This is a genomic window from Cupriavidus sp. IK-TO18, assembly GCF_015549295.1.
Classification (GTDB): domain Bacteria; phylum Pseudomonadota; class Gammaproteobacteria; order Burkholderiales; family Burkholderiaceae; genus Cupriavidus; species Cupriavidus oxalaticus_A.
The window spans coordinates 53,851-66,697 of sequence record NZ_JADGMP010000034.1 but is presented as its reverse complement, the minus strand read 5'-3'; the positions used below and the strand labels follow the sequence as shown (position 1 = coordinate 66,697).

Annotated in this window: 12 protein-coding genes; 6 read left to right on the top strand and 6 right to left on the bottom strand. The window is 69.4% G+C overall.

Features of this window, described 5'->3' with window-relative positions; all coding sequences use genetic code 11:
* Positions 1-24: 24 nt before the first annotated feature.
* Positions 25-366 carry a cupin domain-containing protein gene (locus IPF36_RS26530; protein WP_133098349.1) on the top strand — a complete coding sequence of 114 codons (342 nt, stop codon included), beginning with the start codon at positions 25-27 and terminating at the stop codon, positions 364-366.
* Positions 367-423: 57 nt separating this feature from the next.
* Here the strand turns inward: IPF36_RS26530 and IPF36_RS26525 are convergent, their stop codons facing one another.
* Genes IPF36_RS26525 through IPF36_RS26510 form a run of 4 tightly spaced genes read right to left on the bottom strand, consistent with a single transcriptional unit; the run spans position 424 to position 4,070 of the window.
* Complete coding sequence (locus tag IPF36_RS26525) at positions 424-1,020, bottom strand: peroxidase-related enzyme (RefSeq protein ID WP_133098340.1); 597 nt, start codon at positions 1,018-1,020, stop codon at positions 424-426.
* Positions 1,017-1,550, bottom strand: a complete 534-nt coding sequence (locus IPF36_RS26520; protein WP_240745950.1) for a CMD domain protein — start codon at positions 1,548-1,550, stop codon at positions 1,017-1,019. Before IPF36_RS26520 ends, IPF36_RS26525 begins: the two co-directional genes overlap by 4 nt.
* Positions 1,551-1,600: 50 nt before the next feature.
* On the bottom strand, positions 1,601-3,067 hold the full coding sequence (locus tag IPF36_RS26515; RefSeq protein ID WP_195431373.1) for an FAD-dependent oxidoreductase: 1,467 nt from the start codon (positions 3,065-3,067) through the stop codon (positions 1,601-1,603).
* The gene (locus IPF36_RS26510; RefSeq protein ID WP_133098343.1) at positions 3,060-4,070 is read right to left on the bottom strand and encodes a LysR family transcriptional regulator; all 1,011 of its coding nucleotides are present in this window, start codon (positions 4,068-4,070) and stop codon (positions 3,060-3,062) included. The genes IPF36_RS26515 and IPF36_RS26510 overlap by 8 nt, the downstream gene beginning before the upstream one ends.
* A gap of 207 nt (positions 4,071-4,277) precedes the next feature.
* Between IPF36_RS26510 and IPF36_RS26505 the strand changes: the two genes are divergently transcribed.
* Positions 4,278-5,795, top strand: coding sequence for a glycine betaine ABC transporter substrate-binding protein (locus IPF36_RS26505; protein ID WP_135706252.1), 1,518 nt, complete (start codon positions 4,278-4,280; stop codon positions 5,793-5,795).
* Positions 5,796-5,855: 60 nt separating this feature from the next.
* Here the strand turns inward: IPF36_RS26505 and IPF36_RS26500 are convergent, their stop codons facing one another.
* Positions 5,856-7,271 (bottom strand): PLP-dependent aminotransferase family protein, encoded by a 1,416-nt coding sequence (locus tag IPF36_RS26500; RefSeq protein WP_195431372.1) that lies wholly within the window; start codon positions 7,269-7,271, stop codon positions 5,856-5,858.
* 161 nt (positions 7,272-7,432) lie between these two features.
* On the opposite strand from IPF36_RS26500, the gene IPF36_RS26495 reads away from it, so the two are divergent.
* Genes IPF36_RS26495 through IPF36_RS26485 form a run of 3 tightly spaced genes read left to right on the top strand, consistent with a single transcriptional unit; the run spans position 7,433 to position 10,932 of the window.
* Positions 7,433-7,657 (top strand): DUF2970 domain-containing protein, encoded by a 225-nt coding sequence (locus IPF36_RS26495; RefSeq protein WP_133098345.1) that lies wholly within the window; start codon positions 7,433-7,435, stop codon positions 7,655-7,657.
* Between the two features lie 50 nt (positions 7,658-7,707).
* The gene (locus IPF36_RS26490; protein ID WP_255519909.1) at positions 7,708-9,042 is read left to right on the top strand and encodes a cytochrome c; all 1,335 of its coding nucleotides are present in this window, start codon (positions 7,708-7,710) and stop codon (positions 9,040-9,042) included.
* Positions 9,043-9,084: 42 nt separating this feature from the next.
* Complete coding sequence (locus IPF36_RS26485; protein ID WP_135705083.1) at positions 9,085-10,932, top strand: NAD(P)-binding protein; 1,848 nt, start codon at positions 9,085-9,087, stop codon at positions 10,930-10,932.
* Positions 10,933-10,960: 28 nt separating this feature from the next.
* On the opposite strand, the gene IPF36_RS26480 is transcribed toward IPF36_RS26485, so the two are convergent.
* Positions 10,961-11,863 carry an acyltransferase gene (locus IPF36_RS26480; protein WP_135706253.1) on the bottom strand — a complete coding sequence of 301 codons (903 nt, stop codon included), beginning with the start codon at positions 11,861-11,863 and terminating at the stop codon, positions 10,961-10,963.
* A gap of 380 nt (positions 11,864-12,243) precedes the next feature.
* Between IPF36_RS26480 and IPF36_RS26475 the strand changes: the two genes are divergently transcribed.
* Positions 12,244-12,627 carry a hypothetical protein gene (locus IPF36_RS26475; protein WP_133098347.1) on the top strand — a complete coding sequence of 128 codons (384 nt, stop codon included), beginning with the start codon at positions 12,244-12,246 and terminating at the stop codon, positions 12,625-12,627.
* Positions 12,628-12,847 lie beyond the last annotated feature (220 nt).

Sequence of the window (12,847 nt, the reverse complement as noted above, 5' to 3'; positions counted from 1 at the left end):
CGACGTTACCTTCCGGAGGCGATGATGGCGCTCGAGCATGGAAGCTTGCTGGCCGCTGTGCCGGTGAACCTGGCGGAAGAAGTGTTCGAGCCGCTGCTGGCTCGGCCTGGCCTGAAGATCGAGCGGATCGTCTCCAACGGGCAGGCCAGTCCGGCAGGGTTCTGGTACGACAGCGCGGAAGCCGAGTGGGTGCTGCTGGTCAGCGGCAGTGCTGCGCTGGAGATTGAAGGTGAGGCAGTTCAGCATGTGATGCGGCCCGGCGACTGGCTGCACTTGCCGGCGCATTGCCGGCATCGTGTGGCATGGACTGACGAAACGCAGCCGACGGTTTGGTTGGCGGTGCATTACGGGGGCGGTGACAGCTAGACCGTGTCCCGCGACAGCGCATGTTGCTGGCTATCGAGGCCGGTCCTCAGTCACCCCTCACCCCTCAGCCTGATCCGGAAACACCGGCTCGCCAAGATTCAGCATCAACCGGTTCGCCCACGCAAAGATCGCGACCGAGTGGATCAGGTCGAGGATCTCCGCATCCGTCACCCCCGCATCGCGCAGCGGTTTGAGCAGTGCCGCGGTTACCTCCGCCGGCCGCTCCGTCAGTTCGATTGAGAACTGCGCGATCGCTTTCTCACGCGCGGTGGTCCCCGCCGAGCGCGGGTCCTCGAACACTTCCCGGATCACGTCATTGCGCTTGGCCAGTTGCTCGAAGCGCTGCGCATGCACCGACGCGCAGTACACGCAGCCATTGATGCGCGACACCACCGTGGTCGCCAGCTCGCGCTCGGCGCGCGGCATGCCGCCGGGTGCGTACATGATGGCGTTGAAGGCGGTGGAGCGCTGGCGCAGGATCTCGGGCTGGTGCACCAGGAAGCGGTAGTAGTCCTGCACCTTGGCCTTGGGATGGCTTTCTTCCAGCACGGCAACCTGTTCGGGCGTGGCCTGGTCCAGTTCGACAATATCGAGCCAAGCCTTCCAGTCCAGCACTTCGTTGGTAAAGCCGTGGGATTTGATGATCTCGCTCATGCCTGGGCTCCTGCAGTGTCGTTCAATGCCTTCAAGGCGTCCAGGCCGGCTACCAGCCGAACCTGGTACGACAGGAAGGCAATCAGCTGCGCCAGCGTGACCACGGCGGGCGTGCTCAGGCCCGCTGCGGGCAGCGCCTGCAGCGCGGCCTTGTCGCCTTCGACGGGTTTTTCGATCAGCGTGCGGGTGAACGCGAGCATCGCGCGCAGGCGCGGCTCGGCGATCTCCTGAGGCTGGCCTTCGGCGGCGGCGCGCACGTGCGCGGCATCGGCGCCGAGTTGTTCCAGCCGCGCGCGGTAGTGCGCCGCCAGCGCCGCGGAGGGCGTCAGGCGCGCCGCGTACAGCGCGACCAGCAGGCGTTCTTCGAGCGAAAGGCCGGGCAGGGCCGGGTCGAACAGGGCGTCATGGCTGCCCTGGGTGGCGGCCACGACCTTGTCGCGTTGATGGCGCAGCGCGTAAGTGGCGCTGCCGGGCACCAGGCCGGTGAGCTGGTCGATCAGGTCGACCGCGGGGGCGGAGGTCTGGGTCATCGGACTCTGTTGGTTCGGAAGTATCGGTTCAAGGTTCAAGGTATTTGCGCTCAGGCCTGCGCGGTGCGCAGAGCCGGCGGCAGCGCCGGAGTCCATTCGTCGCCGAAGACTTCCGGCTCGGCAAAGGCCTGCAACGCGGCATAGTGCAGTTCGACGTCTTCCCGGTACAGCAGCGCGGCGATGCCCTGGCCAAGCCGGCGCGCGCCGTCGCTGATCGCCGGGATATCGCCGGAAATGGTGCCGTGCGACAGCGCCGCCGGATAGCAGAAGCAGTGGATGCGCGACAGGCCAGGGCACGCGCCCGGTTTTTTTTCCTGGAATTCAAACGATTCGCCCAGGTCCGGCGAATCGGACAGCTCGCGGTCTTCCTGGCCTGCCGGCGGCACGTAGCGGTCGCGCCAGTAGCGGATATGCGGGGCAAAGGCGGCAAATTCCGCCCGGGTTTCCAGGTCGATGCGGAAGCCGGTCGAGAAGATCAGGAAATCCAGCTCGAAGGTGCCCTGCGGCGTGGCGACATGCAGCACGTCGCCACGCACTTCGACCGACTCCAGCGCCGCGCCCAGGTTGAAATGCGCATTGGCATGGCGCGAAACCCGCAGCGTGCTGCCGCGCGGCGGCGGCACCTGCTCGGTGTTGATGTAGTTTCGCAGCCGCCATTTCCAGGCATCCGGCAGGCCATAGTGGCCGTGGGTCAGCCCCGGGTTGCCGGCACCCTTGCTCTTGTTGACACGCGGGATGTCCTGGCGCCGCACCAGCATCTCGACGGAGGCCGCGCCGGCTTCAAGCGCGGTGGCGGCGCTGTCCATCGCCGACGCGCCGGCGCCAACCACGCCCACGCGCTTGCCGCGCAGCGTGGCGTAGTCCATCTCGTCGGACGAGTGCGCCCACAGGTGGCGCGGCAGCGCCTCCGCCAGCGGAGGCACGTAGGCGCCGCCGAGGCCGTCGCGGCCGGTCGCCAGCACCACGCGGCGCGCGAGGACGGTCAGCGGGCCTGCGGGGGACCGCATCGACAGCGACACCAGGCCATCGGCGCGCGGCACGATCTGTTCGACGCGGTGCTCATTGCGGATATCGAGGTCCAGCACCTGCCGGTACCAGCGCAGGTAGTCCATCCATTGCAGCCGCGGGATCTTGTCCAGCGCCTGCCATGCGTCTTCACCGAACTGCGCCTCGAACCAGGCGCGGAAGGTCAGCGCCGGCAGCCCCAGCGCGGGGCCGGTCAGCTGCTTGGGCGAACGCAGCGTTTCCATGCGCGCCGTGGTGGCCCATGGGCCCTCGAAGCCGGCCGGCGCGCGGTCGAAGGCGCGCACGCGGATGCCAAGGTGCGCCAGCGTGGCGCTGGCCGCCAGGCCGGCCATGCCGCCGCCGATCACGGCGACGTCGAGCACGTCACGGCCGTCGTGGGTGCGCGGCATGGTCCACGGCTTTGCGGGCAGTTCCAGCCAGGACAGGTCCTGGCGCAGGCGTGCCTCGAGGGCGGGCAGGCCGGCGGGGGTGGTAGTGGTGGGGTCAGTCATGGCTGGGAAGATCGGTGTCCGGTGAAAACAAGTCGGTGCCGGCGCCGGTGTCGCCGTACAGCGATTGCAGCAGCGCGCCGTGCTCGGCCGCATCGCGCAGCAGCAGGTCCGGCAGCAGCGCGGCGGCGGCATCGGCCGCCGCCTGCACCAGCGCCAGCACGGCGGTGCTGGCCGGTCGCGCCTGCGGCGTGATGACGCCGAAGTAGAACGGGATATCCGCGTCGATCGGGCGCACCGCGATGTCGGTCAGCGGCAGCCCGCGTGCGGTCACGGGCTCCAGCAGCGCAATGCCAAGCCCGGCGCGGACCAGCGTCAGCGCGTTGATCGAGGTGTTGGTGTCAATCACGCCGGCGGCCGGCACGCCCGCACTGGCCAGCGCCCGGTCCACGCGGCGGCGCAGCCGGTAGGGGTTCTGCATGGTGACGATGCGGCGCGCGCGGCAATCCTGCAGTGAAATCGCTGCCTGTGCCGCGAGCGGATCGTCGCCGCGCACCGCCGCCACGCAAGCCGACTGGCCGATCCAGTGCACGGTTACGCCGCGGTGTTCCAGCGGCAGGCTGTTCAGCCCGATGTCGGCGGCGCCGGTCAGCACGGCATGCACCACCTGTTCCGGCGATACGGCCTGCACGGCCACGCGTTCCGGCGCGCACTGGCCGCGCTCGAACGCCAGCGCCAGCGCGGGCGGCAGCAGGCCGGCGGCCAGTGCCGGCGTGGCGGCGATGCGCAACGGCCGGCCGTCGCCGCGTGCCAGTGCCGCGGCCCGGCTGCGGATCTGCTGCATGCCGGCCAGCGTCTGCTCGACCTCGTCGTAGAGCAGGAAGCCCTGTTCCGTCGGACTGACGCGCGGGCCGCTGCGGGTGAACAGCGCAAAGCCGAGTTCGGCCTCCAGCTCCTGGATCAGGCGCGTGATGGCCGGCTGCGAGCGGCCGAGCAGGCGGCCCGCGGCGGTGACGCTGCCGGTGGTCACGACGGCGGCGAAGGCTTCCAGTTGCCGGATTTCCATTGGTGTTGGCGATGTATGTTCAATCCGGATTCTGACGTGCTTATCATGCAGATGCCAAATACTATTTCGGGATAAGGCTATGCCGCGGCTATGATGTAGAGATGCCGGGAGCACACCGGCCCCCCAAAAAGGACGGACGTGTTTGCCTGGCTCGGTGGCTATCGGCAGGTCAATGAAAGGACCACGCTGTGGCGCTTGACGCTCTGGGTGCTCGCGACAGCACTCGTGGGAGCGGCGCCCGCGCAGGCCGCCGACCCCTTGCGCGTTGGCTCCAAGCGCTTTACCGAGTCCTATATCCTTGGCGAACTGCTGACGCAGGCCGCCGGTCCGCCGGGCACCGCGCAGCACCAGCAAGGGCTGGGCAATACCGCGATCGTGTTCGAGGCGCTCAAGGCCGGCAGCATCGACCTTTATCCCGACTACACCGGCACGCTCGCCGCGGAGATCCTGAAGCTGCCGCCCGGCGCCGGCCTGGACGCCATCCAGCGGGCACTGGCCCCGCTGGGATTGGGTGCGGCGATCCCGCTCGGCTTTGAAAACACCTACGCACTGGCCGTCTCCGACACCCGCCCGCCCAACCTGCGCCGGCTCAGCGACCTGGCCGCGCAGCCGCGGCTGCGGCTGGGCCTGTCGCATGAATTCCTCGGCCGGGCGGACGGCTGGCCCGGCCTTGCCAGCCGCTATCGCCTGCCGCAGCAGCCGGTCGGGCTGGACCACGGCGTTGCCTACGAGGCGCTGGCGGCGGGGCAGGTGGATGCGATCGACATCTATTCGACCGACGCCAAGATCCTCAAGTACCGGCTGCGCGTGCTCGAAGACGACCGCCGCTATTTCCCGCGCTATGACGCCGTGGTGGTGTACCGGCTGGACGTGCCGCAGCGCTTCCCGCAGGCGTGGCAGGCGCTGCAGCGCTTGTCGGGCCGCATCAGCGCGGCCGACATGGTGGCAATGAACGCCGCGGCGGAGATCGACCGCAAGCCGTTCGATCTCGTCGCGCGGGAGTTCGCGGCGCATGGCCCGAACCCCGGCGCCGAACCGGCCGCAGTACCGGCGTCCGCGGCGTCCGCGGCCTCGGTGGCAGGCACCAGCGATCGCGGCCTGCTGGGCGCGCTGCTTGGACCCGACACCAACCGGCTGGCGCGGCGCCATGTCGGCCTGGTGGCAGGCGCCGTCGGCGCCGCCACGCTGGCCGGCGTGCCGCTGGGCATCCTGGCTGCGCGCCGCCGGCGCACCGGCCAGGTGGTGCTGGGCGCCGTCAGCGTGCTGCAGACCGTGCCGTCGCTGGCCTTGCTGGCGATGCTGATCCCGCTGCTGGGCCGCATCGGCGTGTGGCCGGCGCTGGTGGCGCTGTTCCTGTATGCGTTGCTGCCGATCGTGCGCAACACCGCCACCGGACTGGAGCAGGTGCCGCCGGGCATGCGCGACGCTGCCCGCGCGCTCGGGCTGCGCGGCGGCCAGGTACTGCGCTACGTGGAACTGCCGCTGGCGCTGCCGGTGCTGCTGGCCGGCGTCAAGACCGCCGCCATCATCAGCGTGGGCACGGCCACGATCGCGGCCTTCGTCGGCGCCGGCGGCTTTGGCGAGCGCATTGCCACCGGGCTGGCGCTCAACGACACCACGCTGCTGCTGGCCGGCGCGATCCCGGCCGCGGTGCTGGCGCTCGCCGTGCAGGCCGCGTTCGAGACGCTGGAATGGGCGCTGCGCCGCCATCGCGACGCGCGCTGAGACCGCTGAGACCGCTGAGACCGCTCAGGCCGCTCAGGTCGCTCAGGCCGCTCAGGCCGCTCAGGCCGCCTGTTGCGCGATCAGCCGGCCGAGCGTGGCGACCGCCGTCTCGGCCTCGTCGTTCCACAAGTGCCCGTAGTTGAGCCGGATGCAGTTGCGGTAGCCCTGCCGCGCCGAGAAGATCGGCCCCGGCGCCAGCCCGATGCCGGCCTCCAGCGCGGCATGGTGCAGCGCCAGCGCATCGAAGCCGGGCGCGAACTCGACCCACAGGAAGTACCCGCCCTCCGGCCGCGATACGCGCACGCCCTCCGGGAAATGCCGGCCGATGGCATCGAGCATCTGGCCCTGCTGCATCTCCAGCACATGGCGCAGGCGGCGCAGGTGCTTGTCATAGCCGCCGTGCTGCAGGTACTCGGCCAGCGCTACCTGGGTGGGCACGCCGGCCGACAGCGTGGTCATCAGCTTGAGCCGCTGGATCGCCTCGCCGAAGCGGCCCGGCGCCACCCAGCCGATGCGGAAGCCCGGCGACAGCGTCTTCGAGAACGAACTGCAATGCATCACCAGCCCCTGCGTATCGAAGGCCTTGGCCGGTAGCGGGCAGCGGTTGCCGAAATAGAGCTCGCCATAGACATCGTCTTCGATCAGCGGCACCTGGTGACGGGCGAGCAGGGCCACCAGCGCCTTTTTCTTGTCTTCCGACATGCTGGCGCCGAGCGGATTCTGGAACTGCGTCATGAACCAGCAGGCCTTGACCGGGTGACGCGACAGCGCGTTGTCGAGCGCGCCCAGGTCGATGCCCTGCGCCGGATCGACCGGGATCTCCAGCGCCTTGAGTCGCAGCCGTTCCAGCGCCTGCAGCGCGGCATAGAAGCCCGGAGACTCGATCGCGACCACGTCGCCCGGCTGGGTCACGGCCATCAGGCACAGGTTCAGCGCCTCCAGCGCGCCGTTGGTGACGACCAGGTCTTCGGCCGGCTGCGGCGCGCCCGCGCCGAGGTAGCGCAGCGCGATCTGCCGCCGCAGCGCCGCGTTGCCGGGCGGCAGGTCGTTGACCGAATGCCACGGGTCCAGCGCACGGCCGGCCCGCGCCAGCGACTTGCCCAGCCGCTCCCACGGGAACAGCTCAGGCGAGGGGAAGGCCGAGCCGAACTGCACCAGCTTGCGGTCGCGCGCGCCTTCAAGCACCGCGAACACTAGCTTGGAGATGTCGACCTGGGTCGACACCTGCCGCGACGGCCGCGCCTGCGGCTGCGGCAGGTCGCGCCGGGCCGGCCCCGCCACGTAGTAGCCGGAACGCTCGCGCGCGCGCACCAGTCCGCGCTCTTCCAGCCGGTAGTAGGCCTGGAACGCGGTGGACGGGCTGACCCCGTATTGCGCCACGGTCTTGCGGATCGACGGCAGGCGGGTGCCGGGCGGCAGGCTGCCGTTGCGGATATCGGCGGCCAGGGTTTCGGCGAGGGCTTCGTACCGTTTCATGGGGCGCAGTCGGGCGGGGCGGGGCGGGGTGTAGGGTGCCATTATCGCCCCGGGTCCGGCAACTGATACGTAAATTTTCCGGGTACCTGATGCTGTTATGGCCGGCGGCTGGCGGCCATAATCGGTTGTCGTCGCCAAAGGCTTTCGTGCAAGGAGAGACAATGAACCCGTTGAGGCTGTTGCGGACCGTGCTGTGGGGCTTCTTTGGCCTGCGCAAGGGCCAGGAACACCAGCGCGACCTGGAAAACCTGCGTCCCGTGCCGCTGATCCTGACCGGCGTGGCCGTGGCCGCCGGACTGGTAGCCTGCCTGGTGCTGGCCGCCAACTGGGCCGTGTCGGGCGCATCGGCAGCGGCAAGCGCCATACCGGCCATGACGATAGCCTGAGCCGCGGCGTCGCGTTACATTCTCATCACAACAACAATCTGATCGACCCCATGTCTCGCCCGACCGGGCGGCATTGCGCCGCCGCTTTGCTGCCCGCGCAGTGGCTGTCCTGGCTACCCTGGCTGTGGCTGTCCCTGGCGCTGCTGGTTGCCTGGCCGGCCCGTTCGGCACTGGCCGCGGGCGCCGCCGAGGCGCAGCAGGTCGAACGCGGCCGCTATCTGGCGCGCATCGCCAACTGCGCCGCATGCCATACCCGCGAGGGCGGCAAGCCATTTGCCGGCGGGTTGCCGATCCGCACCGCCGTCGGCACCCTTCACTCGACCAATATCACCCCCGACGCCGCCACCGGCATCGGCGCTTATACGCTGGCGGAGTTCGACCGCGCACTGCGCCAGGGCGTGGCGCGCGACGGCAAGCGCCTGTATCCGGCCATGCCGTACCCGTCCTACGCCCGCATGCGTGCCGACGACGTGGCCGCGCTGTATGCCTACCTGCGCGCGGAAGTCGCGCCCGTGGCGCAGCGCAACCCGGCGCCGCAGCTGCGCTTTCCGTACGGCATGCGCTCGCTGCTGTCGGTCTGGAACCTGCTGTTTCTCGACGACGACCCGGTTCGCACCGAGCCCGCGCGCGGCGACCCGTGGAACCGCGGCGCCTACCTGGTGCAGGCCGTGGCCCACTGCGGAGCCTGCCACACGCCCCGCGGCCGGTTGTTCGCCGAGCAAGGACTGGACGAGCGCAGCCGGCATTTCCTGTCGGGCGCCAGCGTGGAAGGCTGGTCCGCGACCAACCTGACCGGCGACCAGGTCACCGGCCTCGGGGCATGGTCGCGCGCGGACATTGCCGAGTTCCTGCGCACCGGGCGCAATGGGCACGCAACCTCGTTCGGGCCCATGTCCGTCGTGATCTCCACCGCCACGCAATACATGAGTCCGGGCGACCTCGATGCCGTGGCGGCCTACCTCAAGTCGCTGCCCGGCGCGCGCGGCGAGGACAAGCCGTTCCGCCCCGATCCCGCCACCGCGCAGCAACTGCACCAGGGCCGCTTCGACGTGCCGGGCGCACGCCAGTACGCGGTGTACTGCATGCCGTGCCATGGCGCCGACGGCAAGGGCTTCGCGCGCGTGTTCCCGCCGCTGGCAGGCAACCCGACCGTGGCCGATCCCGATCCGGCGTCGCTGGTCAACCTGCTGCTCGATGGCGCCGTGACCGCGCGTGTCGGCACCGCCGCCACCGACTACCACATGCCCGGCTATGGCTGGACGCTGGATGACCAGGAACTGGCCAGCGTGCTGACTTTCATCCGGCGCGGCTGGGGCAACCGTGCCGGTCCGGTGACCGAAGCCGACGTGGCCGCGCGGCGCAAGGCGCTGGCGGCACAGCGCTGAGGCGAAGCGCTCCGGCACGCACCGCTTTCCGATGAGCATCCGATGACGATCACGCGCAGAGACTTCCTCAACGGCACCGCGCTGACCATTGCCGCCGGGCTGGCACCGGTGCAATGGCTGCACGCGCAGCAGGGCGGGGCGGCAAGCGCCGGCTATCCGCCGGCCCTGACCGGGCTGCGCGGCAACCATGACGGCACGTATACGCTGGCCCACGGCCTGGCGCGCGAGGGCGCCAAATATCCCGTGGTGCTGGCGCGCGAGGCCTTCGACCTGGTCGTGGTCGGCGGCGGGGTGAGCGGACTGGCGGCGGCATGGTTCTACCGGCGCCGTTTCGGCGCCGCCCGGCGCATCCTGATCCTCGACAATCACGACGACTTCGGCGGCCATGCCAAGCGCAACGAATTCACCGTCCGCGGCCAGCGGCTGGTCACCTATGGCGGCAGCGCCGAGATGCCGCCCGGCGCAGCCAGCGACGCTGCCATGCGCGAGCTGCTGGCCGGCATCGGCCTCGATCCCGCGCGCCCGCCGGCTGCACCGCCGTCCGACCCATATGCCGCGCTGGGCATGGGCCGCGCCGTGTTCTTCGATGCCGAGCATTTCGGCCGCGACCAGTGGCTCGGCGGCGATCCGTTCGGCGAACTGGCCGATGCGCGCAATGGCCTGCGCGCGCAGGGGCCCGATGCCGCTGCCTTGCAACGCTTCCTCGAGCAGGCGCCGCTACCCGCGGCGGATCGCGCCGCGCTGGCCCGCCTGGCGGCCGGCACCACCGACTACCTGCCCGGCCTCGACAACGCCGCACGCGCCGCGGCGCTGCGCACCATGCGCTACGCCGCCTTCCTGCGCGACAAGGCCGGCCTCGGCCTGCCGGCGCTGCGCTTCCTGCGCAGCCGCAGCAACGATGCCTATGCGCTCGATGCCGACGGCATCTCGGTCGCCGATGCCATCGCCATCGGACTGCCCGCCGGCGCCAACATGCCCGCGCCGGCGCCGAACCCCCGGCTGGGCAAGTCGCCGGCCTCGCGCCTGTGGTTCCCGGATGGCAATGCCTCGCTGGCACGGCTGCTGGTGCATAGCCTGATTCCGGGCGTGGCGTCGATTGCCGTGCCGGCAGAGGTGGCCACTGCCGCCTTCGACTACAACCGGCTGGACCGCGACGGCGCGCCGGTGCGGCTGCGGCTGAACAGCACCGCGATTGCGGTCGAGCCCGATGGCAACATCACGCGCGTGACCTACGGCTGGGGCGGCAACCTGCACCGTGTCGAAGCGCGCCACGTGGTGCTGGCCGGCTACAACATGATGATCCCGTATCTGTTGCCGTCGCTGCCGGCCGCACAGAAGGCGGTGCTGCGCGACGAGGCCAAGGCCCCGCTGGTCTACACCAAGGTGGCGCTCGACAACTGGCAGGCCTTCGCCGCGCTGCGCGCGCGGCGCATCCACGCGCCGGCCATGACGTACACCGACCTGTGGCTGGAGCCGCCCGCTGGCCCCCGTCCGTCCGACCCGGCAGTGCTGCACATGCTTTATGTGCCAACCGTGCCCGACAGCGGCATGCGCGCGCGCGACCGCTTCCGCGCTGGCCGCGCCTTCCTCTTGGGAACCCCGTTCGATGCGCTCGAGCGCGACATCCGCGCGCAGCTGGACCGGATGCTGGGGCAGGCCGGCTTCAGCGCCAGCAAGGTGATCCGCGGCATCACGGTGAACCGCTGGGCGCACGGCTACAGCTATATGCCGGACAGCGTGGCAGGCGAGAACGTGGCTGCCGACGCGGCCTGGCCGGACCTGGCCGGGGTCGGCAACATCAGCATTGCCAACAGCGACAATGCCGGCAGCCCGTCGGTGACGGCGGCGGTCAGCCAGGGCAAGCGGGCGGTGGAGCGGTTGCCGGGCTAGCCGGGCGGCGGCCGGCCGATGCGCGCGGTCAGTCGGCGCGCCGGGCCGTCAGGGCGTCGATCTCGTCGTCCTTGGACTGCCACTGATGCGCCAGCCAGTGGTGGAATTCCGTGCGGAACGCCTTGTCGGTGGCGTAGTCGGCCTCGCAGAATGCCGGTGGCACCGGCAACTGGTGCATGCGCACCACCACCATGCCGGCGCGGCCGCAAGCAAGGTCCCAGAAGCTTGGCACGCCGTCTGGATAGGCGATGGTCACGTCGATCATCGAGCGAAAGCGCGTTCCCATTGCATTCAGCGCCACCGCCAGCCCGCCCGCCTTGGGCTTGAGCAGGTGACGGTACGGCGACGCCTGCGCGACGCGCTTGGCCTCGCTGAAGCGCGTGCCCTCGGCAAACACCATCACGCTGGTTGGCACCAGCGAGAATTTCTCGCATGCGCGCCGCGCCGTTTCCTGGTCCTGGCGCCGCAGCGCCGGATTGCGGCGCAGTTCCGCCTTGCCATGGCGCTTCATGAACGGAAAGTCCAGCGCCCACCACGCCAGCCCGATCACCGGCACATAGATCAGCTGCTGCTTCAGGAAGAATTTCAGCAGCGGGATGCGCCGGTTCAGCGAGCGCTGCAGCACAAAGATATCGGCCCACGACTGATGGTTGCAGTTGACCAGGTACCAGTCCGCGTAGCGCAGCCCGGTATTGCCCTGGATATCCCACGGCGCCTGCTGGATGCGCGCGAACCAGCCGGTATTCCAGGAAATCCACGCCGTGGCAATACCGTTGAGTACCGGATCGATGCGCCGGCGGACCGCGGCGAACGGCAGCACCAGCTTCAGCAGCGCCAGCGGGAATAGCAGCAGGCACCAGAACAGGGTGCTGGCAACCAGCAGGATCCAGCTGACGATGCCGGTGACCCATGCAAGACGGCCGCGCGGCAAGGGCAGCGGGCGATGGGACCTGGACGAGGCGCTGGCTTGGCCAGCATTGGCGGCGCGGGGCGTGCCGGATGGCGAGGTAGGAAAAGTCATGGATGACAGTTTGCTAGCGCTCGGCGAGTAAAGGCTTGAGCAGAGTCAAGGCGGGCACTACGAACATGGAACCGCAAGCGTCAGTGCGGCGCCAGTGCCTAGTGTACGACAGCAAGCGGATCCGGAATGGCGCCGGAGGCACCTGCATTGTCAGGTCAACCGGACGCAAGCCGACGCCGCCCGGAGCGTCTATGCTTGAAGCAGGGCATGCCGGACGCAATGCGGGGCTCCGCTGGCAGCACGGCCCTGCACACGCTCCCCGCCACGCACCATGGTACGGCGGTGACGACATGAAACGTGTTCACGCCCTGATTGCAGCCAGCGCGATGCTGGCTGCCTGCGTTTCGACGGGCGTCAATGTCCGGCAGGAGCAATTGGAGAATTTCCTGCTCGATTTCTCCACGCTCGACGACGTCACCACGCAACTGGGCCAGCCTACCTCGCAGACGACCCTCAGCAACGGCTCGACCATCCTGGTCTATTCCTTCGCGAGTTCCCGGCCGAATCCCGAAAGCTTTATCCCGTTCATCGGACCGCTGTTCGCCGGCGGCTCCATCCGCTCGTCGACGGTGCTGCTCGAGTTCGACGAGAACGGGGTGCTCAGGAGCCAGCGCCGGACCATGTCGACCAGCGCGTCGGGGTTGAGTGTGTTGCCGGAGGATGCGTTGCCTTAGGGCCGTCTTACATTTCCCCGCGGCTGCGGAGAAATATCAGCGTCCGCCGTGTGAATTCAATTTGCGCTTTGTCTGCGTGTCCGCTGGGAAGAATCTGAACTTGCATCGGTACCATCAAATGTCGCGATAGTCGGGCCTCTTCAGGCATGTTTTGCGGATAGCATCGACTCCCTCCGCAGAACGTGCTCGACGTGCATCCGGGCACCCTGTGGTTGTCTTC